Here is a 25,834-nt window from a genome sequence, read left to right on the forward strand (position 1 = left end):
GCCCCGACCGGGATCATTCGCCGCCCAGGTCCAGCACCCGCCGGCCGGCCACTTCCCCGGCGCGGCGCACCGCGTGCAGGGCGACCGGCAGCGGCTCGGCGAGTACGGCGCGACGCGGGTCGAGCCCGGCCGGCAGCACCCGTACCCGGTCGGCGGGCACGACGAACCGCTGGGCGAAACCGCCCTGGACGTGCGGCCTCCGAGCGGCGCTGCCGAGACAGCGGGCGTGACCGCACACGTTGCGCCGGTCGCGTGGCACGCCATGCAGAAACCGGCGGCGCGCCGGGCCACCGCCCGGGCGGTCAGGCTCCCACGCTCCCGTCGATGCCCTCCCGCAGAAAGTCGGCGTGTCCGTTGTGGCGGCCGTACTCCAGCAGGACGTGGGTCATCACCATCCGGAGCGACACCTCCTCCTCCCACCTCGGCTGGTATCCGGCCTGGTCCAGGGAGCCGGCCTCGCGCTCGATGCGGCGCGAGGTCTCCACCTCCGCCTCCCAGGCCGTGAACGCCTCGTCCCGGGTCGACCCGCTCGCGTCGTAGGCCGCCTGGAAGTCGATCTCGTCGGACCAGACCATGGGCGCGTCATGGTCCTCGAACACCCGCCGGAACCAGGCCCGTTCCACTTCCGCCAGGTGCCGCACCAGACCGAGCAGCGAGAGCGTGGACGGCGGCATCGACTGCTGCCGCAACTCCTCGTCGGTGAGCCCTTCGCACTTCATGGCGAGGGTGGCCCGGTGGTAGTCGAGAAAGGCCCGCAGCATGTCGCGTTCGCTTCCGAAGGCGGGCGGTCCTGTGCGCTTGTCGCTGGTCACCGGCAACTCCTCGTCCGTTCCGTCGTCCGGGCGCGGCAGCGTCGCCCGGAAAAGATCATCCAAGGGCCCCCACCACGTCGCAGGCAAGGCCCGGACGAACACCGGTCGCACCGGCCGTACGGCGGCGGGCTCCCCCGCTCCCCGGGTTTCCACGACCCCTGTACCGGGCCGCCCCGCACCATCACTTACCCTTCGCTTACTTGCCACGCGCGGTCCACGGTTCGTACACGTCGGACGCAGGGGTGGCACCTGCTCACTTTCGTTCCGGGGGGGGTTCGACACCGTGCGTCTGCGCACTCTTCCGGCCGCAGCGGCCACGCCCGGGTCCGCTCCCGCCCTCACCGGTGCCCGGGAACCCGGACGTACCGTCGTACCGTCCCTCATGGCTGCCCCGGGAACTGCCCTCACGGACCTGTGGGCGACGGCGGGGCTCCGGTAAGGATGGACAGGCAGCAGTACGGGGCGAAGGGAACGTCATGCACGCGCGGGGAGAGCGGGACCGGTCGTCGGACGAACGGGACACCGCCCAGCGTGTGATCCGGCCCAGTGCGCTGGTCCAGCGGATGCTGGACCTCCAGCAGACGGCGGGCAACACCGCGGTGGCCCGCATGGTCGAGCAGGAGCGGCACCAGCACGGCCCGGGATGCGAGCACGCGGACCCGGCCGTCCAGCGCCGGGAGGCCCCCGGGCACAGCCACGAGCACGACGGTGCCGAGGAGACCCACGCGGCAGACCATCGCAGCCTCATCGACGCCGCGATGGCCACGCCGAGCAGCCCGCTCCCGGGCCCCTTCCTCACCAAGGCGAAGGCGTTCTACGGCAACGACGCCCTCTCCGCGGGCCGCGTCCACGACAACGCGACCGCCCAGCGCGCCACCGCGGCGCTGGGCGCGCAGGCCATGACGATCGGAAGCCACATCTTCCTCGGCTCGTCGGCCGTCGGCGACACCGAGATCCTCGCCCACGAGACCAGCCATCTCGACAAGAACCTCCGGGGAATCCGCGAGACGGGCAACGACAACGGCGCCGGTGTCACGGTGACCGACCCGGGACAGGGCTCGGAGCGCGCGGCCGTCGCCGACGGCGCCGCCTTCACGGCGGGCGCGGCCACCGCGCCGTCGGCCGTCGCGCAGCGCGCGGTCGCCCAGGAGGCGGACGGCGCGGAGCGGACGGCCCAGCGGGTCCCGGACGCCGGGGCGGTCGAGGTACGGGACGCCGGGCCGCACGGCAGCCCGGCGGTCCAGCGCACGGTCTGGGAGTTCGACCAGGCCGCCAGCTTCAACGACCCCCGCCTGGGCCAGGAGACCCGGTGGCGCGACAGGGGCAACCCGGACGACGTCCGCACCGCCACCCAACTGGGCATCAACGGCCAGGGCACACCGCGGCACGGGGACATCTACGACGACGCGACCCAGCAGGTGCACAGCAGCGCGAACGCGAGGTTCTCCAAGAAGGGCACCATCCCGGATCGGGAGTACCCGCAGCGCGAGTCCCGGACCCGCCGGGCCCTGGTCGAGGCGAAGCAGGCCATCTCGACGGCCCTCGCCCTGCTGACGGCGGCGGGAAACGCGCCGGGCGGTCAGCTGCTGACGGCACTCCAGTCGGGCTTCCCGGCGTTCCGGGCCGCGACACCCGGGCAGGTCGCCGCCTTCCTGCCGCGGATCGTCGAGGTCGTGCGGCGCATCCAGGCAGGACTGAACGCCCAGGGGGCCGAGATCGCCCTGGTGGGCGAAGGCAACGTCCCTCGCGGAGTCGCCGGTTGGGTCGGCTCCAGCTGGTACGACGTGTACAACCGCGTGACCAACCCGGACCAGCAGAAGAGCGAGGACCTTCCGACCCTGGACACCGGCCGCAGCGGCCCGATCAACCTCACGGACGAGGGCCAGAACGCCTGGTACATCATCCACGAGGCGACGCACCGGTTCGCCGGCACGCTGGACTACCAGTACAGCCCGCGCGCCTCGGAGTTGCAGGAGGAGGAGTACAACGCCGAGATGGCCACCGTCGTCCCCGACGCGGCGGCGGCCAGCGACGCGGCCACGCTCGCCAAGCGCGCCCTGCGGGACCCCTCCGGGTACAGCGGTGAGAACAACGACTCCAGCCGCCAGCCGAACTGGTACTCCATGGGCCGGCGCGCCCTGATGAACGCCGATTCCTACGCCCAGTTCATCGTGACCGCGTCGGGAGCCCGAGCCCCGCGGTTCTGACCCGCGACCCCTCTCCGGCGAGGCGAGGCGCCGATTGCGGCCGGATCCTCGAGCGGGACGGCGCCCACCCGGGCCTCCTCTGCCGGGCGTGTGCCGCGTCCACCGCCCGTCAGACCTTGCGCCAGCGCGCGTTGGCCCAGGAGAAGACCCCGAAGGCCATGAGGCCGACCGCTATCAGCGCCAGCAGCCAGGGGCCCGCGGGGGTGTCGGCGAACGTACGCAGGGTGTTGTCCATGCCCTTGGCCTTGCCGGGCTCGTGCTGGACGGCCGCGGCGATGGCGAAGCCGCCCGCGGTGGCGAAGACGACGCCCCGGGCCGCACCGCCGAACACCCCGAGGAAGGAGACGACTTTACGTGTCTTCTCCGACATCTCCGACATCCTGAGGTGCTTCTCGAACTTGCGCAGCACGGCCCGGACGGCGATCCAGATGCCGGCAGCGGTCACCGCGGCACCCGCGACGCCGACGATCCACTGCCCGCCGGGCCAGTCCAACGCCTTCGCCGTGACGTCCTGGGAGTTCCTGTCGGAACTGCCGCTGCCGCTGCCCTTGTCCCCGGCAGCGTAGGAGAGCACGGAGTAGGCGACGAATCCGTAGAAGACACAACGGCCCGCGGCCGCCGCCCTCTTGCCCAGCTTGCCGCCGTCGGGACCCGCCTGCCCGAAGGCGGCCTCGGACAGCCGCCACAGGGCCATCCCGGCCAGGGCGATGCCGAGCAGCCACAGCAGTACGGCACCGAAGGGCTTCTGGGCGATCTCGGCGATCGCGCCGCCCCGGTCGGCCTGCCGGCCCCCGCCGGAGAAGGCGATCCGTAGGGAGAGGACGCCGATCAGGGCGTAGATGACCCCGCGGGCGACGAAGCCCGCACGCGCCGCTGCCGCGACCGCTCTGCTGTTCGCGGCACGTTGAACCTGCCCGCGTCCGCCTGCCGTTGCCGATCCAGTAGCCATGCCCTGCCGGGTGCCCCCGAAGGACGAGCCCATCCCGGACGGCTGAGAGCGCTTGGCGCCGACGGTGAGGCCGGCGGAGAATGACGTGGGTTCAGGAATGCCGGACGGCAGCCGGGGTAGGCGCGTGCTTGCCGGGACGGACCGGCGAGGACGAGGGCGACCGACTGGGAGGGCGCATCATGCCGACGACGACCTTGCAGACCGCCGGGCGGGCGGTGGAAGTTCCGGAGATCGCGGATCCTTCCAAGGTCGCGCCGAAGGACGCACGGGAGTTGTCGAAGCTGTTCTTCGACCAGCTGGCGGTGGTGGCGGAGGGCACGCCCGAGCACCAGTACGCCCGCAACACGCTGATCGAGATGAACATGTCCCTGGTCCGCTTCGCGGCCGGCCGGTTCCGCAGCCGCGGGCCGGAGGAGATGGAGGACATCGTCCAGGTCGGCATGATCGGCCTGATCAAGGCGATCGACCGCTTCGACCTCTCCCGGGAGGCCGAGTTCACCTCCTTCGCGATCCCCTACATCGTCGGCGAGATCAAGCGCTTCTTCCGCGACACCTCCTGGGCCGTGCACGTCCCGCGCCGGCTCCAGGAAGCCCGTGTCCAACTCGCCCGCGCCACCGAGGAACTCCGCAGCCGCCTCGGCCGTACCCCCACGGTCAAGGAACTCTCGGACCTGATGAGCCTGCCCGAGGACGAGGTGCGCGAGGCCCGCCTGGCCGCCAACGGCTACAACTCGTCTTCCCTGGACGCCACGATCAACGCCGGCGAGGACGGCGAGAGCGCCCTGCAGGACTTCATAGGCGCCGAGGACACCGCGCTGGAACTGGTCGAGGACTTCCGGACCCTGGCCCCGCTGATCGCCGAACTCGACGAACGCGACCGGCAGATCATCCACATGCGGTTCGTGGAGGAACTCACCCAGGCCCAGATCGGCGAACGCCTCGGCGTCTCCCAGATGCACGTCTCCAGGCTCCTGTCCCGCACCCTCGCCCGCCTGCGCGAAGGCATGCTCGCCTGATACCCAAGGGATGGCGGGCCTGCGCAGACGGAGGTGAGCGACGACCTGTCTGCCGGTGTCCCGTGCGACCGTGTGCAGCCGGCCGCGGAGCCGGATGACCAGGCGCAGGCCATCCGGTTCGTTCACCCGCGGTCGCCCGGCCGCGCGCCGGCGGCTGGTGCCGCCCCCGGGGCAGGAGGGCGGCACCGAGGACTGGTACGGGCCGGAGGTGCCGTGCATGCGTCACCAATAGTGGCGACGACCGCCCACCGCGTGGCCCACGGACCCCAGGACCCACAGGACGAGACCGATGACCAGCAGGACGATGCCTATCGTCCAGAGGATGCCGATTCCCGTGAGGAATCCGACGACGAGCAGAATGACACCGAGAGCGATCATGACTCCTCCAGTGGGTAATCTTCGCGGCCCACCGAGTACCCGTCCTCCGAGGATGTACGCGGCCGGAGATGCCTGCCGGGAGGGATGTCCGTCAGGTGGGTCCGTCCGGGCTCCGGGAGAAGGCCGTGTCGCCGGCCATCGCCACGATCGCGTCCTTGACGAACAGCACTCGCGGCGGGTACCCCTGCGCCTTGTCCCCGGGGTCGTCCAGCGCGGAGGTGCGCCAGACCTCCGCTCCGGTGCGGCTGTCCAGTGCCAGCAGACGGCCGAAGCGGTTGGAGAAGTAGACCCGCTGGTACGTCGCCGACACCGCGGGCGCGGACAGGCTCTCCACGTCCGTCATCTTGTGCCAGAGTTGTCTGCCGCTGCCCGCCGACACCGCGGTGACCGACCCGTCGGACCGGACGAAGTAGACGACACCGTCCACCAGGGTGGCCGCGCCGGTCAGCGGATGTGCCAGCGGTATCCGTCTGACCTGCCCGGTTTCCGGAGCCACCCGCAGCAGTGCGTTGTACGGCCGTTCGTACCCGGCTTCGTACACGTCCTTCGCAGTCTGAGGGGCGAGGAAAAGGGGCTGCCCGCCGACAGCGCCGAGCGCCTCCGCCTTCTTGGGCAGTGTGGCGGTTTCGGTCAGACTGCCGGGTCCGAGCTTCATCAGCTCGACCGGGGCCTTGCCGGGCTCGGTGCCCTCCGAGCACAGGGCGTAGGGGACGCCTCCCAGCGCCGACGGAGTGCAGTACTCGTCCAGCGAGGGCGCCTGCCACAGTTCCCTGCCGGAAGGCCCGTAGGCCACGAACGACGAGTAGTCGGGAGACAGGGTCAGCAACCCGCCGTCGTACAGGACGGCGGCCTCGGACTTGTTGATGTCGCGTTGCCACCGCCGGTGCCCGGTAGTGGCGTCGAGGGCCACCACGCGCCTGGTCCTGTCGTCCGGATCCTCGTACACATAGACCAGCCCGTCGCGGACGCCGATCGGCTGCGCCCCCTGAGGCCGGGTACCGGTCCGCCACAGGGTGCGGCCGGAGGCCGCGTCGATCCTGGCGGCCGTGAAGCCCGTACCGCCGCAGAACAGGGCGCTTCCCTCTGTCACGCATCCGGGGCTGTCGTAGTCGAGAGGAACACCCTTCACGTCGTACCGCAGCTCCTTCTGCCACGGCCGCCAGCCGGCGGGCAGTGACGCGGCACGGGCGGTGGCGTCCGAGGCGGAGGTCCGGGAGGTGGTGGTGTCCGGATCGGAGACGAAGACGCCCACCCCGACAGCCAGCCCCGCAACGGCCAGCGCCGCACCGAGGCCGGTGAGCAGTGTCCGGGCTCGACGTCGCTTTCCGGTGCCGGTGCCGGTCGCGGCGCCCGTGGAGGCGGTGGCCGCGCTCCGAGAAGCGGGGCGGACCCGGGGTTCCGCGGACCGGGTCCCCGGGGACCCGGTGGCGTCGGATTCCGGCAGCGCCTGGAGCATGTTCTGTATGTCCGTCAGTTCCGGCCGTACGGCCGGGTCCTTGTCCAGGCAGCGCTCGACGATGCCCAGGAACGCTTCGGGCACCCCGGCGAGGTCAGGGGTCCCGTGCACCACCTGATAGCCGGTTATGTACGGGCTGTCGGCGTCGAACGGTCCCGTGCCGACGGCCGCGAACACCAGCAGTGACCCCAGCGAGAACACGTCCGAGGCCGGGGTGACGTCCCGGGGCGAGGCCAGTTGTTCCGGCGACATGAAGGGCGGAGTGCCGATCATTCGCCCGGTCGTGGTGAGGTTCTGGTTGTCGGAAGCGCGCGATATGCCGAAGTCGATGACGCGCGGCCCGTCCTCGGTCATCAGGACGTTGCGCGGTTTGAGGTCCCGGTGCACCAGGCCCGCCCGGTGGATGTCGCGCAGCGCCTCGGTGAGCCCCAGCCCCAGCGCGCGCAGTTCCGGCCGGCTCAGCGGGCCGTCCTTCTCCACGACTTCGGCGAGGTTGAGCCCCGGCACGTAGAGCGTCGCCATCCACGGCCGGTCGGCGTCCGGGTCGGCGTCCACGACCGGCGCGGTGAAGGCGCCGCTCACTCTGCGCGCTGCCGCGATCTCCTGCCGGAAGCGCGTCCGGAACTCCTCTTCCTGGGCGTACGGCCCGTGCACGAGCTTGACCGCGACCTGCCGTCCCGAGGCGGAGACTCCCAGATAGACGACTCCCATGCCGCCCGTCCCGAGCCGTCCGAGGAGGGTGTACCCGCCTATGGACTCCGGGTCCCCGGTGCTCAGGGGCGTCATCGCCGATCATCCTTCCCAACGCCTGCCTGCCTCACGGGGATCAGAGTAGGCCCTGCCGTTCCGGAAACGGAGCCGCGCCCGAGCCGAAGCCGATGTCGAAGCCGACGCCGAAGCCGGCGGTCCCGTCAGCCGCCAGCACGGTCCCCCGTTCCATTCGGCATCCCAGTAAGACCACGTTTCTGCAGCTCAGAGCCGGTGCGGGCATTCCAGCATCCCGAAACTCCCGAGGGGAATGGCGGACGGAACGCCGCATGGCACAGGCTTCGGTCATCGAGAACGGCGCCACACCGGACAGGGCGATCGTCCTCACTCGACCCCGCGTTCACGCCCGCACTTCCGGCGCGCCCACGCACACCACACGCAGCACACCAGGACAGGACCGTCCGGCACAGCTCACAACCGGAAGAACATCTTCCGGATATTCGGAGAAAGCAGCTCACTCATGCGTATCGCCACCCGTTTCGTCTCCCGCGCGGCCGCCTCCTCCATGGTCGTCGCCGCCGCACTCGCCCTCGTCGGCTTCCAGGCCACCGAACAGACCGCCTCCGCCGCCACCAAGAAGGCCACGTCGGTCGTCACCTGCACCACGGCGAACACCAAGCTGACCGTCACCGAGGTGTCCCGCCCGATCAACCACCTGCTGCTCAAGGCCACCAACACCGGCACCAAGCCCTGCTACGCCTACATCGCCCCCTACCTGAGGGCCGGCGCCGACGCCCAGGCCCCGCTGCCGTGGGCCGAGGACACCACGCCGCAGGCGGTGGTGACGCTCGAGCCCGGCCAGTCCGCGTACGCGGGCATCACGACGTCCACCCCCGAGGGCGAAGGCGGAGCCAAGGAGAAGACCCTGGGCGTGTTCTTCGCCGACCGGAAGGGCAACGCGACCAACAAGGAGAAGACCCTGAAGCTGCCGAAGGCCGGTGTCTTCTTCAACAGCGCCGCCACCGTCACCTACTGGCAGGACAACGCGAGCGACGCCCTCTCCTGGTAGCAGCCCTGGCGGGGGGGGGGGGGGGCCCCCCCCGCGCGCCCCCCCGCCCCCCCCCCCGGGCGCGGCCCCCCCCCGGGGGGCGCCACGGCGGCGGCACGGCGGCGGCACGCAAATGCGGGGGCCGGCCGCGGTGTTCCGCGGCCGGCCCCCGCCGGGCCGGGTTCGGGCTGAGGAGTCAGATGCGGCGCTGGTCCGTGTAGTAGCTGCCCACCTGCTCGTGGTAGCCCGCGTCGCCCACGTGCTTGTCCTTGTCGAACTCCGGCGAGTTCTTGATCTCGTCCTTGGTGAGGTCGACGAAGATCTTCCGTTCGGCCTGGTCGACGGTGCGCACGGTGCCGGCCGGCAGCAGAACGTGCTTGCCGAAGATCCAGACGCCGGTGTCGACCACCAGATACGAGGAGTTGACGTCGTCCGAGTGCTTGTCGACCTTGCCGATGGCACCGTCCGTGGCTTCGACCTTGTACCCGATCAGGTCGATTCCTGTGGTGTGGCCGGAAGTCGGCTGGTAGCCCCAGATGTTGTCACTCATAAAACTACTCCCTCATAGAGATTTCACGACAGACATTTCACGACAGAGATTTCATGCTGAACAGTCGAAACCGCGCAGCAGATCAGCGACTCTTTGATATTCGGATACGCTCTCTCAAAACAGCGGGTGCCCATGATCCGAAATCCCACACATCGGCACGGCAGGAAATCCAAAAGAGCGCCGGGATGGCGGAAATATGTCCCCCCGGGGGTCGCGTCAGCCCAAGTCACCTCCTGTGCGGGCGCAGTGCGTCAGCCTCCGCCGCACCTGCCGACCTCCCCCTCTTCGGCCCGCGGAGGCGTGCTGCCGGCATCACGGTGACCACTTCTCGCCCGACGACGTAGGGCGGCGCTGACGGTACAGATCGAGCCACCGTCCCATCGATCAACGGAACTTACGTACCGGGGGTGTCATCCCGTGCGTTTTCCAAAAGAGCACCATGGGTCGGATATCTCGCGCTTGATATCCGTCGCTCTGACCGTCATCCCCCGAGGCTTCGCCACCCACTGCGCGTGACGGCAGAGCGTCGACGCGTGCTCCGCGTGCTCCCCCTGGGTTCGGTGTTTCGTGGCGGACACGGATGGGGCGGTGACGCAACGTGTGTCGCGTTCTTCCGCCGGCCCGGGCCGTACCGCCGAACATGCCGAAGAAGACTGAAGGCTGAAAAGCGTTGACGGGGGCACTCGGTTTTCTGCGGCACCGATGAGTGCCGCCCCGCTAAGGAAGGAGAAACTCGTGTACATAGGTCTGGGTACCATCGTCATCATCATTGTCATCGTCGTCGTCGTCATGATGCTGCGCCGCTGACCCCCGCGCCTCGTGCCGCCCGACCAGCCATGATCACGGGCCGCGCCGGATGGCCTTTCCCCTCCCCGCCAGGCATGCGGCGGACCACCTCCCCGCAGGAGCGCCCCGAGGTATGGCGTTGGCCATGGAAGGGAGTGACGACCTGCCCAGGGAACAGCCGCGGCCACGTCGCTGTGGATCAGCTCCGTGAGGCCCTGCTCTCCCAGGGGCGCTTCCGCCTCGGACTCGGCTCCGGGAGAACCTCAACGGGCATGTGGTGGGCGGCGGCCGGCCCGTCGCCCGCGTCCGGCTGGAGAGGCTGGAAGAGGCCGTCGAGATCACCCGCGCACTCTTCGCGGGCGAGAACCTCAACCACCACGGCGCCCACTTCGACGTGGAGAACGCCAGGTTGTGGGATCTGCCCGGCGCGCCCCCGCCGATCGGCGTCGCCGTCTCCGGCGACCGTTCGTGCGAACTCGCGGGCCATCTCGCCGACTTGGTGATCGCCACCGAGCCCAGGCCGGAACTGATCTCCGCGTTCGACCGGCACGGCGGCACGGGCAAGCCCAAGGTCGGCCAGCTGCCGATCTGCTACGACACCGACCGCGACGCGGCGATCGCCCGCGCCCACGACCAGTTCCGCTGGTTCGGCGGCGGCTGGCCGGTCAACTCCGAACTCCCCGGACCCGCCGCCTTCGAAGCCGCCACCCGGTTCGTCCGGCCCGAGGACGTGGCCGAGAGCATTCCCTGCGGCGACCACCTGCAGGCGGTCGAACTCGCCGGCGTACCGGGCGAACGAGCCGTGTTCGTCGGTGACACCGTCTGGGACATGAAGGCCGCCGTACGGGACGGAGTGGTCCCGGTGGCGGTGCTGTCCGGCGGGATCCCGCGCGCGGACCTGGAGGCGGCCGGCGCCCGCACGGTGTACCGGGACCCCGCCGACGTCCTCGGACACCTCGACACCGGCGTCTTCGCCGACCAGGAGTGACCGGAGGCAGCGAAGGCGCGAGGTCAGCCGGCGCTGAGTACGGAGTCGTCCTGGGGACGGGCGCCGGGGAGCTGGTGGCGGGCGGCGACGAGGGCGATGTCGACGTCCCGGGTGCCGGTCGAGACGCACAGGGTGTAGGCGATGTCGTCCATCCGCCGCTGTGCGGCCGGGCTGCCGTTCTCGGCCTGCAGCACGCGCAGCGTCTCGTACTGCACGACCAGGTCCTTCAACACCGCGGGGTGAGCCATCAGCACCAGAGGTCTCCATTCACGTGAGCCTGCGACACGCGATGCGATTACCCCCGGCCCACCCGCCTATGCGACGGGCTGTGCGGCGACCTGAACGAGCACTGCGACCGGCACGGCTTCCACGGCGGCGACGCCCTCGTCCTGACCACGCTTCCAGGGCGGGAGTCCCGTGCGGTCCGCGGGTTCGTCGAGGAGCCGGCCCGGTCATGGCTCCGTGCGGCGGTCGCGGGGCGCGTCCGCCCTCGGTCACAGCGGTACGCCGTGCACCTCGCCACTCGCGGTCGCCGCGTACACGGCCTCCTGCGAGGGGGCACAGACCACGGCGAGCACCTGGCCACGCATGTCGAAACTCTGCAGCGAGGTGCCCTCGAGCCCGTCGACGACATGCAGGCGCCCCTGCCACCCGCCCCACACCACGACGGTTGCGGTGGCACACAGCGCGAAGACCTCGTCCCCTCCCGGGCCGGCGCTCCGCCACCTCTCCGCTCCCGTGGCGAGGTCACGGGCGTGCACCACTCCGGCCGTGTCGCCGACGACCACCGCGTCACCCACCCGCACCGGCGCGGCGACGACCGGCGCCCCCAGCCGTACCCGCCAGCGCAGCGCGCCGTCGGAAGCCGCCACGCAGTACAGCGCGCCCCGCGTGTCGGCGAGGTACACCGCGTCCTTCTCCGGCAGCGGCATCGCCCGCACCGGCGCCTGCAGGGCGACCGGCGCCGCCCAGGCCACCCTGCCGTCCTCGTCGTCGAGGGCGTGCAACTGCCGTCCGTGATCGATGAGCGCGTACACCCGCTGCCGGCCGGCGGCCAGCGCGGTGGCGCCCGGCAGCGGCTCGCCCTGCCACCACACGAGACGGGTGTCGGCGTCGAAGTGGTGAACCCTTCCCCCGGCGTCGCCGAGCAGAACATTGCGGCCGTGCAGCAGCGCCGGAGCCAGGACCCGGCCGCCCGGCTCCGGCACCGACCAGCGACGCGTCCGGGACACGGTGTCCCAGGCCTCCAGGCGTCCGGCGGCGTCCTGGACGAGGATCGCGCGCTCTCCCGCGCACAGCCGCAACGGCGGCCGGAATCCGACATCGGTGCGCTCCATCGCGCCCGTCCCCGGGTGCAGCCAGTGCAGCCGGCCCGCTCCGTCGGCGGTGGCCACGGTGTCGTCCCCGACGGCCGCGAGGGCGTGCGCCCACTCCCCCACCCGTCTGCTCCAGCTGCGGCGGCCCGGCCGGAACGGCACGGTGAGGTCGGCCTCGTTGTCCGCGCCACGCAGGAACTCCGTCAGCAGGGCGCGGTGCGTGTCCAGGGCCCGCCGGACACCGGCCGGCAGCGTGAAAGCGCCGGGCTCGCCGAGCGCCGAGCGCAGTTCGCCGAGCGAGGGCCGGTCGCCGGCGCGTTCGGCGAGACAGGCGCCGACCGTCTGCGCCGCCTGGTCCCGCGGAAGCCCGGACAGATCCGCCGGCCGCCCGGCGGCGGTGCGCGGTCCCGGGTAGGGCGCGTGTCCGGTCAGCACGTACAGCAGGACCGCCGCGATCCCGAAGACGTCGGTGGCCGCGTCCGTCTCGGCCAGGCCCTCCAGCTGCTCCGGCGCGCAGTAATGAGGATTACCGAAGGCCTGGTCGAGGGGCCGGGTCAGCTGCTGGCCGCGGATCCGGGTCAGGCCGAAGTCGATGATCCACGGCCCGTCCGCCGTCAGCAGGACGTTCCCGGGATGCAGATCGCGATGCCACACCCCCTGGTCGTGCGCCGCGAGCAAGGTGTCGACCAGGTCGGCTCCCACCGCGTAACCGGTCTCGGCCGGCAGCGCTCCGCCGTGCACCGCCATCACCCGGTACAGGGAGGGCCCGGGGATGAACCGTGTGGCGATGGCGGGCGGCCTGCCGGCGTCGAACTCGGAGGACAGCAGTTCGGGGATACGGGCGCCGGCCCCCCGCAGGAGCGCCTTGCTCTCCTGACGGAAGCGCTGCACGTGCAGGGCGTTGCCGGAGTACTCCTGCTTGAGCAGTTTCACGGCCGCCAGCGTGTACGGGTCGCCGCCCGGGTCCACGGCGTGGTCGACCGCCCGTCTGCCCAGGTAGATGTGGCCGAAGCCGCCGGTGGCCAGCCGGCCCAGCAGCCGGAACCCCGCGGCCTCGGCGGGGTCGGACCGCTCCAGGGCGACGATCGGGGCGGGGCCCGGATGCGGGACCGCGGGCGCGGAAGGGTTCACCTGCGCTCCCGTCACCGGTCGGACGTGTGGGAGAAGCCGATCCCGCACAGGACGGTCGACTTGCCGAGTTCGCACTGCCCGCTGTCGGCGAGGCGGGGGGCGTTGGCACGTACGGGTTCCCGCACACACTCCACGGCCAGCACCGTGCGCCCGGCCGGGCCCCGTCCGCGGACCCTGACCCGGGCGCGTACCTGTGCGACCTCGATGTCCTTCGCGAACAGCCGCCCGTCCAGCGGATGGTGGACCCGGTCGCCCGAGCGCAGGTCCGTGATGACGAGCGTCCCGGACAGCGGGTGGTTGCGCCGCCGGTACGCCGTCCACCCCGCCAGCACTCCGCCGAGCACCAGCACGAGCAGCACCGGGTACAGCCACACGGGCGGTTCGCCGGGCACCTGGCCGTGCAGCCGCACCCGCGCCGTGGCGGGGGCGGCGAGCCGGAACCCGGGGTAGCCCAGTGCCCCGTGGACCGTTGGCGTCCACGACGACGTCACCTCGGCGGAGACGGCCAGTCCCGTCTCGAAGGGCTTGGTGGAAGGGGCGAGGGCGGGCCGGGGGTCCTGACGCCAGAGCAGGGTGAGGTGGTAGGTCCGCCGCGCACCCGGTTCGAGGGTGACGGCCTCGTCCGGCAGTCCGACGGAGCTCACGGACGGGCCGCCCCCGTCGGTCCGGGCGCGCAGCCGGACCCTCAGCGGCACGTGGTGGGCGGTGGAGGTGACGGTGAGCCGTACCGTCTGCCGCCGTGCGCCTTCGCGGTCGCCGGTGCCGAGGTCGAGCGCGTCGGAGCCGGTGCCGGTGCCGGCGGTGTCGTCGGTCAGGGACAGCCGCACCCCCGCGCCGGCGTCGTCGCGCAGGGTGCGGACCGCCTTGTCGGTCCGGACCCGGTCCTTGGCGCTGTTCAGCTGTGTCCCCAGGGCGGCCGCCCCGACCGGGAGGATGCGCGGCGTCGCGACGACCGCGCCCAGGATGTCGGAGACGTGCGTATCGTCGGCGAGCGGCAGTCCGTAGCCGACCACCGTGCGGTCCTCGCCCAGCGTGCGGTAGCGCTCGCCGAGCCTGCGCCAGCTCGGCGAGCCCAGCTTGGCGTATGCGCTGTCGGGGGCGTTGATCGCGCCGTCGGTGAGCAGCAGCACCGCCGCCACCGGCGTACGGCTGTCGCGCAGCTGGTCGGCGGCGGTCTCCAGGGCGCTGCCGGGGTCGCTCGCGGTCTCCGTGGCCCGCGCGGGCAGGTCGTCGACCGCGTCCCGCGCGCCCGCAGCCGGGCCCAGCGGGTGGACGACGCCGACGGAGCGCCCGAAGGAGACCAGCGCCACCTGGTCCGAGGGCCCGAGTCCCGCGAGGAACGTCCGCAGCCGTTTCCTCACGGTGTCGTACTGGGTGGCGCCGTCGGGGCCGCGGTCCTCCATCGAGGAGGAGGTGTCGACGAGGACGACGTACGAGGCGGGCACGTCGTCGACGTGCAGGGAACGGCAGATGTCGTCGGGGGACGGCGCCGCGGGCCGGTCGTCGGCCCGGGGCGCCGAGGCGCCGAGGAACATCGCGGCGGTGAGGAACAGGGCCGTGGCACTCGCGCGTACGCGCGGCGCGGACGGAGCGGATGTGATCATGACGTGCCAACTCTTCCTGGGCATGGCCCGGTCGAGACTCGCGGGTGGTGAACACCCCCGGCGCGGAGGGTGGTTCGCGTACGGACGTGGTCGGTGGTCGGATCGCTCAGCGGCGGGTGAAGTGCAGCGTTCTGAGCACCTGCCGGCGACGCCGGGCCTCCTCGCGCAGCTGCTCGTTGCGGCGGATGGTGTCCGTGGCCCGCTCCTCCTCGTCCAGCAGGTGGGCCTCGGCTGCCTCGAAGTACGCGCTCCACAGCCGCTCGCCGAGCCGCTCCCACAACTCCTGCTCCAGCAAGGCCCGTTGCTCTGGTCCGGCCGGGTCGCCCTGTTCCCGGTAGGCCTCCCGGTAGGCGTCCAGCAGCTCCAGCACCGCCGTCCCGGGGCGCGCCCGGCGGTCCGCCCAGGCGGCCAGAGGGCCGCAGAGCTGGGCTCGGGTCGCACCGGCGCGCTGCGCCGAGCGCAGCCTCCTGCCGAACTCCTCGGCGCCCAGAGCCCCGTCCCGGGCCACTTCGCCCAGTGCGTACAGGCGCAGTGTGCCGCTGATCTGCGGTACGGACTGCGCCAGCCGCTCCAGCCAGGCGGTCTCCTCGCCCTGCGCACGCCAGCCGGGCGCCGCCATCAGGTCGGAGACGGACTCGGCGGTGATGCGGCGCAGTGCGGGGTCCGTCGGCTCCTGCACCAGGCGTTCGGTCACGGCCCGGGCCGCCGCTCCCGGGCGCCGTCCGGTGGCGGGGTCGAAGCGCAGCAGACAGCGCAGCAGGGTCTTCGCGGCGGTCTTGCGCCGATGCTGGGACAGCGCGTCCAGGTCGCGTTTCAGCGTGTCGGCATAGGGGTTCAACTCCCGTCTGGACAGCGCCTCGGCGTCCCGCGGCAGCGCGCTCGGAGCCTCACCGGCCAGCGTGCACAGCAGGTCCCAGCGGGCTCGGGAGGCCAGGCCGAGGGCGGCGCGCGGTCCGGCGGCCAGGGTGGCCCGCAGCAACCCCTCCTGTCCGGTGCGCGCACCGCGCAGGCGCAGGACGCGGCCCGGCCCGCTCGACCCCAGCGCGTCGCTCAGATCGTCGAAGAAGGACGAGGTCAGCAGGGTGTCGCCGCGTCCGCAGGCGACGGCCAGGCTCAGCAGCCGCGCGGCCTCGTCGGGATGCTTGGCGGCCCGCCATGCGGACTGCGGCTGCCAGACGACGGTCTCCGGCCGCAACAGGTCGTACAGCAGAGCCAGTTCGTCACGGGCGCCGCTGTCGAGCCACTCCAGCCAGCGGCGGACCGACCCGGCGGGCTCCGGGGTGCCGGCCGCGCCGTCCAGCAGGATCCAGGTCAGCTCGGGCCGGGCGGCCACCGCGCCACGCGCGAGGGGCATGGTGCCGGGAGTGAACGGCTCCAACGACGGCAGCAGGTTCAAGGTGGCCGTGATGTCGATGTCCTCGTCGGGTCCGTCGGCCGGGTCCACGAGGTAGGCGAGGGCCTGGTCGACGACTTCGAGGTTGGTGCCCGCCACGCGGGTGGCCCGCAGGAGGCTGCTGACCTTCTCCTGCACGGACGCAAGGCGCTGGGCGTGCAGGTCCTCGCGCAGCCGCTTCAGGAGCGAGGCCGCCACCTGGGGATCGTTCAGGTACGGAGGCAGCAACGACAGGTCGGTGGAGGTCCCGGAGAGCTTCGCCCGGGCCATCATGCTGGCGGTCCTGCGGTTGGTGCGCGGATCCCGCAGGAAGCCGTCGACCACGTCGTCGGCCACCGGCCCGCCGCGCAACACCTCCGCCTCGACCTGGAGTTCGTGGTCCATGGCGCACAGCAGCCGATGCGCCTGCTGTGCCGTCGGCAGGCCCGCGTGAGCACTGTCGGGCAGGGCCGTGCAGCGGGCCAGATGGTCCAGGACCGTGTGGCCGCCCCGGGACTCCCAGGCGTGGATCAGCAGGTCGTGGTAGTGGCGCGCCACGGAGGACAGCCGCTCGATGCCCACTGCGCCGCCCCAGGGCACACAGGGCCGTCCGGGGGCGGAGCGCCCCCACGACAGTCCGATGCGGTGGTTGGCGCCGGAGGAGGTGGCGGTGGCGGCCGACAGATACGCGCGCAGGCCGTACGGCAGCATGGCGGCGATGTTGTCCAGCAGTCGCAGCCGTTCCAGCGGGTCGTCCTCCGGTGCGCCGGTCACCACCACCGGCCCGTCCAGCAGCAGGGCGGCGACCGCCGCGTGCCAGTGCAGCAGGGAGTCGCTGGCCGAGACGAACTCCTCGTCGAAGCCGTTCATCAGGTGTTCGTCGGTGGACAGCGGCAGGCGTACGGGGCCGTGGAGCGCGCCGGACTCGCCACCCGCGGCGATCCTGGAGAGCCCGGTCCGGCCGGCCAGGGCGGCGCGGGCCAGAGAGCTCCAGCCGAGACCGTGGTCGGCCGCCTCCTCGTAGGGGACCCAGAAGTGGGTGACGTGGTTGATCGGCCGGCTGTGGACGTCGGCCGTCTCGGTCCGGTCGAGGACGAAGACCCCGAGGGACAGCCGGTTGTCCGGGTTCGTGCCCGGGCCGACCGTGACCCACGGCAGCCGGTCGGCGGGCGAGGGTGTGCCCGGAGACCAGTGCTGGATCGCCTTGGTGTAGTAGCTGCTCCACTGCGGCGGCCAGGCCGCCATCACATGGAAACCCTGCGGGCTGTGGGGGCGCTTGCCCCAGACCGCCCAGCCCGCGCTCAGCCCGGCACCGTCGGACGACATGGGCGCACCTCCCTCTCTCGCTCGGGACGTCATCGCTGCCGGGACAGGCCGCGCAGGAACAGGAAGGGCTCCATGACGTTGACCGGCCGGGGCGGGGCCACGAACCGGACCTTGTCGTCGACGGCGTTGACCAGCGAGGGGTTGTCGAAGTCGAAGCCCCGGTCCGGATCGACCCAGAAGCCGACGGCGCTGCACACGAAGTAGCCGACGCGCCCGGGCACGAAGTAGCGGCCGATCTGGTTCCTGATCTCGCCCAGGCTGCCGTGCGGGAAGCGGTCGCACAGGTCGTCGAAGAGCCGTTTGGCGTCGACGGCCTCGGGCTGGCCGGTGCGCGGGTTGAGCCGTACGTTGCCGTGCTCGCAGGCGAACCGGAACACGTCGTCGTCGTCGAACTTGGCCAGGCAGACGGCGATGCTGTGCGGCAGCCGGTGCCCGTCGCGGTGCCCGCGGATGGCGATCTCGGTCGCCACCCCGTCCAGGACCTCGGTGAAGAAGTCGGCGCTCTGCCGCTCGTCCTCGTCCACGGGCCCGTTCTCGCCGTTGACGCGCCACTCGCGGGCCGCGTCGAGGACGTACACCATGGCCCGTGAGTCGGCCAGGTCGGTGACCAGCCGCGGCCCCATGAGGGCACCCATCTCCGAGCGCAGGTCGAAGGCCTCACCGGGCATGTCCCGCAGGGAGACCCGGAATTCGAGCACGTCCGTCCCGGGCTGCCCGCCGCGGCGCCACCGCCGCCTGCCACCGGACCTGCCGGCGTAGGGAGTTCCGCCGACGTCCCCGACCAGCGTCAGCCGGACGGGCAGTTGCTCGTCCTGGGTGGCGCTGGGAAAGACGCGTTCGCGGTAGAAAGTGTGGGCGAGATCGCTGAGGTACTGCTTGGAGGCGTGGTCCTCGGGAAACACGTTCCACGAGCCGTACGCGGGGTCCATCAGCGCTCGGGTGAGCGCGGCCAGCAGGGTCGACTTGCCGCTGCCCATGCCGCCCCACAGGGTGATGGTGGACGCGACCGTGTCGGTCCCGTCGGCGGGCGGGGCCGGGACGGCGGACTCCTCGGACTCCTCGGTGGTCTCGGGCCACTTCGCCGGCGGCTCCTTGCCCGGCCCCGGCCGGGTGCGGGGCAGCGGTGGTGTCCGTTCTTCCACGCCCTCGGCCACCCGCGCGTCCTCCTGCACGGGGAACGTCATCGGCGGGGTGGGCGAGGGTGCGGGGCCGGGCAGGGCGAGATGCTGTTCGAAGGCGGCATAGGGGTTCTTGCGGCCGCTGTCGGCGCGGCTGCGCCCCGCCTGCTGCGGTTCGGATTCGGTGGTGTCGTCTCGGTCGTTCATGTTCCCCCTGGGTCGGCGGCCTCCGCACGGCGCGGAAGCCGGTGAGCGGCGCCCGACGTCGTGTCAGGGCGCCTGGGGCGGCACGTACGGCAGCCAGCGCTCCGGTCGGCCCGCCGCCAGCGCGAGCCCCGGAAGCCCGGCGTCGCCCGTCCCGGCGCGGGTGTCGAGCAACAGGCCCGTCACCACCCGCTCCGGGTCCTCGTGTGCGTCGAAACAGCCCTGGGCGCCGATGTGGGCCCAGGCCTGGCGGGCCCAGCGGGCCACCAGCGGTTCGCCGTCGTCGTCCATCCAGTCCGGCTCGTCCACCAGGGCCAGGCAACTGAGCTGCTGCTCGTGGCGCAGCCGGGCCAGCGCGGCTACCCAGTCCAGCCGGTCGGGGCAGACCCGCACGGGGGCCCGTCGGCGCACCGCCTGCGGTTGCCGGCTGTGCGGATGCGGCGGGCGCGACCCGACGACGATCAGGCCGCGCAGGCTGCCGGGACGCCACCGGCCCTGCCAGGAGTGCAGTTCGTGCGGGACGTGTTCGAGGCCGGTGGCGAAGTCGTGGTGCAGCGGGCTGGGCTCCCACTCCTCCAGGATCCGCAGCGCCGAGGTGACGGGGCAGAATCCGGTCCGGTAGTGGAGGGGGCTGGTGTCGCCGGGGCCGGCCAGCGGCATGTGGTCCCGGTAGCCGATGAGCGCGACCCGCAGCGACTCCGGGTGGCGGGTGCCGTCCCGCACGGCCTCGACGACGGCCTTCGCCCGGCGGACTCGGGCGGCCAGCTGGGCCGCGCCCTGCCGACGCCGGACCGCGGTCTCCACGGCCAGGACCAGGTCGAGGGGGATCGGGGGTGCGAGTCTGCGCGGCAGTCTGTCGACGAGCGTGGTCCAGGCGGTGGACTCGGGCCGGTGACCGCCCTCGTACAGGAGCCGGACCCGGCCGGGCCCGTCGAGCCGGTAGCGCAGCGTCGCCTGTCCCGTTGCCGGGAGCACCAGCCGGTCGGCCCGGACGGCATGCCAGTCGGCGGGGGCGTCCTCGACCGGTCCCGTGACGACGACGGCTCCGGCATGCGGCTGTTCCCCGCCGTCGGAGTGGGCCTGCACCTGTACCTCGGCGAGCTGCTCCGCGGGCCCCCGTCCCGGCACAGGCGCCGTGCTGCCCGCCCAGAACAGCGGCTGCCGCACCACCTGCACCGCTCCGGTGGACGGCTGGACGCGCGCGGCGGCGAACCACAGGGTCCGGCGCAGTGGGGTCGGGGCGAGCAGGTCGTCGGGGCCGTCCGGCCAGCCGGCCGGGAGACGCAGCCACAGCAGGGCCGTGGGCGGAGCGAGCCGTTCGACGGCCTGCTCCAGGCAGGTCCAGCCGGCCGCGCGCACGGCCACGACGAGCGGTATGTCCCCGGCCAGGGGTTCGGGCAGCCGTCGCCGGGCCCGTGCCAGCGTCTGGCCCAGGGTCCGGTCGAATTCCTCGGCCGTGGGCTTTCCGGACGCCAGCTCGAAAAGTCGTCGTATTCGGCCGGCGGAGCGATCTCCCGCGCCGGCCGGGAGGGTGTCCCATTCCGCTTCGAAAAGAACGTCGCTGCTCGGAAAGGCATCACCCGTGTCACCCGTTACCCGGCTGATCCGGATTCTCTCGCAGCCGCATTCCACGAAAGTCGCCTCAGCGATTTCCCCGCCGGCGAGTGCGGTGGCGAGCCACCCCCGTCCCGCCGGAAAGAGGTGCCACCGCTCCTGTTCGCGGATTTTCCGCAGCGCCGCCCGCCATCGCTCGGGCGAGTGGCGGGCGACCTCGGGCAGGTGACCCCTGACCGTCTGTTCGATCTGCTCAAACACCTGCTCGGAACCCGGTTCGACCGTGGCCACCTCGGGTGTGCCCAGTGCGTGCACCACACGGGCGGCGGCTGTCAGGATGTCGTCACGGTCAAACACCCCGTTGTCTTGCTGCGCTCTCACGTGCCCCCCAGGGAAGGACGGACCGCGGTACACGGATTGCCCTGCCCTCACATAAATCGAACGAATGACGCCCCACCGGATCGGGAAGAGCGCACAAATGCACGAATACGCGATGATGCGATTTGTGTGACGGTCGTGAAGATACACGAAATTCCGCCACCGATGGAGGTATCGGTGATTTTCCCGAACGGGTATCGCAGGGGTATCGGACGGAAAGCGGAGGGACATCGGACGGGAAACGATCGAGTCGCCGATCAGCGTCTCGGGTCTTCGACGGGAACCCCGGTGCAGCCGTGTCAGCCCTGGCAGCCGCATCCCGATGCGGCCTTGGCTTCGGCAACCGTGGCCGAGGGGTCGGCGGCCCGCTCGTCCGAGGTGCAGCACGCGGAGACACCGCAGCACGTACCTGCTGCCGGAGCGGGACCGCTCTCCTCGGCGACGCCGAAGGGCTTGACCGCGCGGACGATGGCGGAGTGCATGCCGTCGGCGACCGGGTGCGTCGGGGTGATCTCGATGTCCGTGAGGCCGGCGGCGGCCAGGCCCTCGCGGTACTCGGCGAAGGACAGGGCGCCGGCGATGCACCCGACATGGTCCCCGCGCTCGGCCCGCTGTCCGACGGTGAGGAGGTCGTCGGCGACGACGTCGGAGACGCCGATACGGCCGCCGGGCTTCAGGACGCGGAAGATCTCGGCGAAGACGGCGGGCTTGTCGACGGACAGGTTGATCACGCAGTTGGAGATGACGACGTCGATGGTGTTCGCGGGCAGCGGGACGGCCTCGATGGTGCCCTTGAGGAACTCGACGTTGGTCGCGCCCGATTTCCTCGCGTTGTCGAGCGCCAGGGCGAGCATCTCCTCGGTCATGTCCAGCCCGTACGCCTTGCCGGTGGGGCCGACGCGGCGGGCGGAGAGCAGGACGTCGATACCGCCGCCGGAACCGAGGTCCAGGACGCGTTCCCCTTCGCGGAGTTCGGCCACGACGGTGGGGTTGCCGCAGCCGAGGGACGCGGCGACCGCCGCGGCGGGCAAGGTCTCGCGCTCGTCGTCGGTGTAGAGAGTGGAGCCGAAGTTCTCGTCGACCTCGACCGGGTCGGGCCCGCAACAGGCGGCGCCGCCCTCGGTGACCTTCACGGCCGCGGCGGCATACCGCTGCCGGACTGTTTCGCGCAGGTCGGTGGACTGCTCGCTCATGGCGTCACTCCTGGGTGAGACGGGGCATCGCGATGCCCCGGAACGGCCTGTATTGACGTTCATTGATGCAACCTTGCGGCTTGGATCGAAAAACGTCAACATAGAGGCATGTCGAAACAAGAGCTTGAGGTGCTGGGCCAGGACACGGCCTGCTGCCCGGGGCTGACCGCCGCGCCGCTGGACGAGGAACAGGCGGCCGAGCTGGCGAAGGTGTTCAAGGCCCTCGGAGATCCGGTCCGGCTCCGCCTGCTGTCGATGATCGCCTCGCGCGGGGAGGGCGGCGAGGTGTGCGTGTGTGAGCTGACCCCGGCCTTCGACCTGTCCCAGCCGACGATCTCCCACCACCTCAAGCTGCTGCGGCAGGCCGGACTCATCGACTGCGAGCGCCGCGGCACCTGGGTCTACTACTGGGTGCTGCCACCGGCCCTCGACCGGCTCGCCACGTTCCTCACGACTCCGACAACCGCCAAGGCGCCGGCGTGAGCGCCTCTCTGGGGCGCCGCGCCCTGGCCGAGGCCGTCGGCGCCGCCGCGCTGGTCACGGTCGTGGTCGGTTCGGGCATCCAGGCCACCGAACTGTCACACGACGTCGGCGTCCAGCTGCTCGCCAACTCCCTGGCCACCGTCTTCGGCCTCGGCGTCCTCATCGCGTTGCTCGGCCCGGTCTCAGGCGCTCACTTCAACCCCGTGGTCACGCTCGCGGCCTGGTTCACCGGCCGGCGTGCGGGCGAGGGACTCGGCGGGCGGGACGTCGCCGCGTATGTACCCGCCCAGATCGCGGGAGCGATCGCGGGTGCGGTCCTGGCCGACGCCATGTTCGGCAGGCCGCTGGTGCACTGGTCGACGCACGACCGCTCGGCGGGCCATCTGCTGCTGGGCGAGATCGTGGCCACCGCAGGCCTCGTCCTCCTGGTCTTCGGCCTGGCCCGAGTCGGCCGCGACCGCTTCGCCCCGGTGGCGGTGGCGTCGTACATCGGCGCCGCGTACTGGTTCACGTCGTCGACGTCGTTCGCGAACCCGGCGGTGACGATCGGCCGGGCCTTCACCGACACCTTCGCCGGCATCGCACCCGGCTCGGTCGCCCCGTTCATGGCCGCGCAGGTCGGCGGCACGGCACTCGGACTGGCGCTCGTGACAGCGCTCTTCGGCCGCCCGGCCCCCACCCGGCCACAAACGCCCTCGGTTCATGGCGAGCCCGAACTCGCCGCTCCCACCCTCCCCTGACCCACCACCCGAAAGCCGCCACCACCATGACCAGCACTCCCGCCGGCGACCGGCCCTCCGTCCTCTTCGTCTGTGTCCACAACGCGGGCCGCTCCCAGATGGCCGCCGCCTTCCTCACGCACCTCGCCGCAGACGCCGTGGAGGTCCGCTCAGCCGGCTCGGCCCCGGCGGACACGGTCAACCCCGCCGTCGTCGAGGCGATGAACGAGGTGGGCATCGACGTCTCCGCCGAGACCCCCAAGATCCTGACCACGGAGGCCGTCCGGGCATCGGACGTGGTGATCACGATGGGGTGCGGCGACACATGCCCCGTCTTCCCCGGCAAGACCTACCTGGACTGGAAGTTGGACGACCCGGCCGGGCAGGGCGTCGAGGCCGTACGTCCCATCCGCGACGAGATCGAGAACCGCATCCGCGGCCTGCTCACCGACCTCGGCGTGGAGTCCGGTGCTTGACGGTGGCCACGCCGTACCGGTCGGACGTGAGCACTCACGCGGACCCTTCGGCCTCGTGAGGCGCGGGGCCGCGGCACCCGCCCCGACCCGGCGCGTCCTCGGCGCGGGCTCAGTCGAGGGCGGCGAGATGGTCGGCGTCGCCGCCTCGCCACTCGATGAGGAAGATGGTGGCGTCGTCGCTCGTGGTGCCGCCACGTTCCTGTTTCAGGGCGTGGGAGAGGCCTCGCACCACCGCCCGGACCTCGGTGCGTTCGCGGAGGATCCGGTCGGTCCACTCGACGAGCTGCTCCTCACCGAACTGTTCCCCGCCGGCCTTGTGCTCCTCGATCAGGCCGTCGGTGAAGCACAGCAGCCGGTCCCCGGGGCGCAGTATCCGCTCGGTGACCACCGGCTCCTCGCCACCGAAGCCGACCGGCAACGTGGTCGGGCTCTCCAGCCGGTCCACCACGGCGCGGTCCCGGATCAGGAACGGCGCCGGGTGACCGGCGTTGACCCAACGCAGCCGGCCTGTGCCGATGTTCAGAACCATCATCTGCGCGGTGACGAAGTGGTCGGGGCCGAACTGCTCGTTGATGGCCCGGTCCATGAACGCGTACACCTGGGACAGCTCCGTGTCGGACCGTCGGGTGTGGCGATAGGCGCCGATGGCCACCGTCGCCATCGTCGCGGCATCCAGCCCGTGGCCCATCGCGTCGATCATGGCCACGTGAAGGGTGTCGCCGTTGAGGGCGTAGTCGAAGCTGTCTCCGGCCACGTCGTAGGCGGGCTCCAGGATTCCGGCCACCTCGACCTGGGGAACGGTCATCGACAGCGGGGGCAGCAGCGACCACTGGATCTCCGCGGCCACGCTCATCGGGGCACTGCGGCGGGCCTGGAAGAACAGGTCGGTGTAGGCGTCCTTGGTGACGATCATGTCCGCGACCAGACCGGCGAGTCTGCGGAGCAGTCGCCGGTCGTCGTCATCGACCCTGTCCAGGGTGACGGCCATCGCCCCGATCTGGTCGCTGCCGTCCAGCAGCGGCAGATACATCCGCACACTGCCGTCCTTTGGCACCTCCACCGTTCTGCGGCTCAGGAACGCCTCGCCGGCGGGCGAGTCGTCGACCGACTCGGGGCCGCCGACCCTCAGCCTCCGGCCCGGCAACGGCACCAGCAGCACCTGTTCGTAGTCCTGCAGGAGGATGGAGACGTCCCGCCCCCCGACCCTGGCCACCTCCTCCGCGACGAGCGGTGCGATCAACTCCGGCGGCATCTCGTGGGCCCGGTCCAGCAGCACACCCAGCAGCCGTTCGCCGAACCCCTCCGACCGGTCCACCCCGATCCCGCCCGGCTTGTGCCCACCGTCCGTCATCGCTGCTTGCTTCCCTTCACCCCGGGGCGCGATCTGCCCGGGGAACTCATGGGGCGGCCGCGTCCATGCGGTCTTCGCCGGGCGGCCCGGTGCCCCCGCCGCGCGGTCTTCGCCGGGCGGCCCGGTGCCCCGGCCTCGTCGCACCGCGGCGGGTGCGGGGCGGTGACGGCCGGAACGGCGTCGGCGCCTTCGACACCCGACCACGTGTCCCGACTCACGCTCACGGCGCCCAGACGCAACGCACACCCCGCCCCTCTCGGATCCATCCGGCAGTCAGCGGCGATCGGCGTGGCACGACGCTGTCGACCGGCCCAGGCTTCCATCGCCGACCGGTCCGACGAGCCGATTACGCCATGAGCGGCATGTCGGCCCCCAACTGCCCGTCTCCGCAAGACGCCGGAGCGACGGGGACATGACCACGCCGACCGGTGTACGAGCCGACCGGTGAACGGGCCGACCCCGGGACACCGGTCTGGTCGAACCGGGCCGACGGTGGCTCTGGCCTGCTGGTCGGTGGTGACCACGTAGATCGCTCCCACCGAACCCGAAACCCGCGCCCCGCCTGCTTCCGATGGCGCGTCCGCCGCCCCCCAACGACCCCGGCGTCTACACACCGGGGTCGCCCTTCCAGGCCGGTCGCACGTGAGAGTGTGCCGACCCGCTTTCACCCTATGCCTGATGCGCATTTCGGGCATCAGGAGTTTCGTGCTC

General features: G+C 71.8%; 21 protein-coding genes and 1 pseudogene. 8 read left to right on the plus strand and 14 right to left on the minus strand.

Annotated elements, in window-relative coordinates; genetic code table 11:
• Window positions 1–13: 13 nt before the first annotated feature.
• Together ACWGJB_RS23650 and ACWGJB_RS23655 are read right to left on the minus strand one after the other, a co-directional pair.
• Window positions 14–259: a hypothetical protein gene (locus ACWGJB_RS23650; RefSeq protein WP_453382108.1), complete on the minus strand. Its 246-nt coding sequence runs from the start codon at window positions 257–259 to the stop codon at window positions 14–16.
• A 43-nt stretch (window positions 260–302) separates the two neighbouring features.
• Complete coding sequence (locus tag ACWGJB_RS23655; protein WP_453382238.1) at window positions 303–812, minus strand: DinB family protein; 510 nt, start codon at window positions 810–812, stop codon at window positions 303–305.
• Between the two features lie 476 nt (window positions 813–1,288).
• Between ACWGJB_RS23655 and ACWGJB_RS23660 the strand changes: the two genes are divergently transcribed.
• Window positions 1,289–3,019: an eCIS core domain-containing protein gene (locus tag ACWGJB_RS23660; RefSeq protein ID WP_453382109.1), complete on the plus strand. Its 1,731-nt coding sequence runs from the start codon at window positions 1,289–1,291 to the stop codon at window positions 3,017–3,019.
• 109 nt (window positions 3,020–3,128) lie between these two features.
• Here ACWGJB_RS23660 and ACWGJB_RS23665 read toward each other — a convergent pair whose 3' ends face one another.
• A complete protein-coding gene (locus ACWGJB_RS23665) occupies window positions 3,129–3,968 on the minus strand; it encodes a DUF1206 domain-containing protein (RefSeq protein ID WP_453382110.1) in 840 nt (279 codons plus the stop codon).
• Window positions 3,969–4,147: 179 nt separating this feature from the next.
• Here ACWGJB_RS23665 and ACWGJB_RS23670 point away from each other — a divergent pair, with 179 nt between their 5' ends.
• Window positions 4,148–4,984, plus strand: coding sequence for an RNA polymerase sigma factor SigF (locus ACWGJB_RS23670; RefSeq protein WP_453382111.1), 837 nt, complete (start codon window positions 4,148–4,150; stop codon window positions 4,982–4,984).
• A gap of 222 nt (window positions 4,985–5,206) precedes the next feature.
• Here ACWGJB_RS23670 and ACWGJB_RS23675 read toward each other — a convergent pair whose 3' ends face one another.
• Together ACWGJB_RS23675 and ACWGJB_RS23680 are read right to left on the minus strand one after the other, a co-directional pair.
• Window positions 5,207–5,362 (minus strand): DUF6131 family protein, encoded by a 156-nt coding sequence (locus ACWGJB_RS23675; RefSeq protein ID WP_453382112.1) that lies wholly within the window; start codon window positions 5,360–5,362, stop codon window positions 5,207–5,209.
• Window positions 5,363–5,453: 91 nt separating this feature from the next.
• The gene (locus tag ACWGJB_RS23680) at window positions 5,454–7,604 is read right to left on the minus strand and encodes a protein kinase domain-containing protein (RefSeq protein ID WP_453382113.1); all 2,151 of its coding nucleotides are present in this window, start codon (window positions 7,602–7,604) and stop codon (window positions 5,454–5,456) included.
• A 442-nt stretch (window positions 7,605–8,046) separates the two neighbouring features.
• Between ACWGJB_RS23680 and ACWGJB_RS23685 the strand changes: the two genes are divergently transcribed.
• Window positions 8,047–8,595 (plus strand): DUF4232 domain-containing protein, encoded by a 549-nt coding sequence (locus tag ACWGJB_RS23685; RefSeq protein WP_453382114.1) that lies wholly within the window; start codon window positions 8,047–8,049, stop codon window positions 8,593–8,595.
• Window positions 8,596–8,770: 175 nt separating this feature from the next.
• Here the strand turns inward: ACWGJB_RS23685 and ACWGJB_RS23690 are convergent, their stop codons facing one another.
• Window positions 8,771–9,124 (minus strand): PRC-barrel domain-containing protein, encoded by a 354-nt coding sequence (locus tag ACWGJB_RS23690; protein ID WP_360492481.1) that lies wholly within the window; start codon window positions 9,122–9,124, stop codon window positions 8,771–8,773.
• A 1,001-nt stretch (window positions 9,125–10,125) separates the two neighbouring features.
• Between ACWGJB_RS23690 and ACWGJB_RS23695 the strand changes: the two are divergent.
• Window positions 10,126–10,718, plus strand: a pseudogene (locus ACWGJB_RS23695) (TIGR03557 family F420-dependent LLM class oxidoreductase); the annotation flags it as partial.
• Window positions 10,713–10,898, plus strand: coding sequence for an HAD family hydrolase (locus ACWGJB_RS23700; protein WP_453382239.1), 186 nt, complete (start codon window positions 10,713–10,715; stop codon window positions 10,896–10,898). The pseudogene ACWGJB_RS23695 and the gene ACWGJB_RS23700, both read left to right, overlap by 6 nt.
• 23 nt (window positions 10,899–10,921) lie before the next feature.
• On the opposite strand, the gene ACWGJB_RS23705 is transcribed toward ACWGJB_RS23700, so the two are convergent.
• The 7 genes from ACWGJB_RS23705 to arsM all read right to left on the minus strand — a co-directional run bounded on the left by ACWGJB_RS23705 (window position 10,922) and on the right by arsM (window position 22,094).
• Window positions 10,922–11,152, minus strand: coding sequence for a DUF5133 domain-containing protein (locus ACWGJB_RS23705; protein WP_453382115.1), 231 nt, complete (start codon window positions 11,150–11,152; stop codon window positions 10,922–10,924).
• A 240-nt stretch (window positions 11,153–11,392) separates the two neighbouring features.
• A complete protein-coding gene (locus ACWGJB_RS23710; RefSeq protein ID WP_453382116.1) occupies window positions 11,393–13,345 on the minus strand; it encodes an outer membrane protein assembly factor BamB family protein in 1,953 nt (650 codons plus the stop codon).
• A gap of 11 nt (window positions 13,346–13,356) precedes the next feature.
• On the minus strand, window positions 13,357–14,949 hold the full coding sequence (locus ACWGJB_RS23715; protein ID WP_453382117.1) for a VWA domain-containing protein: 1,593 nt from the start codon (window positions 14,947–14,949) through the stop codon (window positions 13,357–13,359).
• Between the two features lie 106 nt (window positions 14,950–15,055).
• A complete protein-coding gene (locus tag ACWGJB_RS23720) occupies window positions 15,056–17,647 on the minus strand; it encodes a hypothetical protein (protein ID WP_453382118.1) in 2,592 nt (863 codons plus the stop codon).
• Window positions 17,648–17,676: 29 nt separating this feature from the next.
• Window positions 17,677–18,972 (minus strand): hypothetical protein, encoded by a 1,296-nt coding sequence (locus tag ACWGJB_RS23725; RefSeq protein ID WP_453382119.1) that lies wholly within the window; start codon window positions 18,970–18,972, stop codon window positions 17,677–17,679.
• Between the two features lie 63 nt (window positions 18,973–19,035).
• The gene (locus ACWGJB_RS23730) at window positions 19,036–20,904 is read right to left on the minus strand and encodes a hypothetical protein (RefSeq protein ID WP_453382120.1); all 1,869 of its coding nucleotides are present in this window, start codon (window positions 20,902–20,904) and stop codon (window positions 19,036–19,038) included.
• Window positions 20,905–21,200: 296 nt separating this feature from the next.
• Window positions 21,201–22,094, minus strand: a complete 894-nt coding sequence (arsM, locus tag ACWGJB_RS23735) for an arsenite methyltransferase (protein ID WP_453382121.1) — start codon at window positions 22,092–22,094, stop codon at window positions 21,201–21,203.
• Between the two features lie 108 nt (window positions 22,095–22,202).
• On the opposite strand from arsM, the gene ACWGJB_RS23740 reads away from it, so the two are divergent.
• The 3 genes from ACWGJB_RS23740 to ACWGJB_RS23750 are packed head-to-tail and all read left to right on the plus strand — an operon-like array spanning window position 22,203 to window position 23,772.
• Entirely contained in the window at window positions 22,203–22,577 is a 375-nt protein-coding gene (locus ACWGJB_RS23740; RefSeq protein ID WP_453382122.1) for an ArsR/SmtB family transcription factor, read from the plus strand.
• Complete coding sequence (locus tag ACWGJB_RS23745) at window positions 22,574–23,317, plus strand: aquaporin (RefSeq protein ID WP_453382123.1); 744 nt, start codon at window positions 22,574–22,576, stop codon at window positions 23,315–23,317. The genes ACWGJB_RS23740 and ACWGJB_RS23745 overlap by 4 nt, the downstream gene beginning before the upstream one ends.
• Window positions 23,318–23,343: 26 nt before the next feature.
• A complete protein-coding gene (locus tag ACWGJB_RS23750) occupies window positions 23,344–23,772 on the plus strand; it encodes an arsenate reductase ArsC (RefSeq protein WP_453382124.1) in 429 nt (142 codons plus the stop codon).
• A gap of 109 nt (window positions 23,773–23,881) precedes the next feature.
• On the opposite strand, the gene ACWGJB_RS23755 is transcribed toward ACWGJB_RS23750, so the two are convergent.
• Window positions 23,882–25,123: a PP2C family protein-serine/threonine phosphatase gene (locus ACWGJB_RS23755; RefSeq protein ID WP_453382125.1), complete on the minus strand. Its 1,242-nt coding sequence runs from the start codon at window positions 25,121–25,123 to the stop codon at window positions 23,882–23,884.
• Between the last annotated feature and the right edge of the window lie 711 nt (window positions 25,124–25,834).

It is taken from the genome of Streptomyces sp. NPDC054813 (assembly GCF_053611365.1).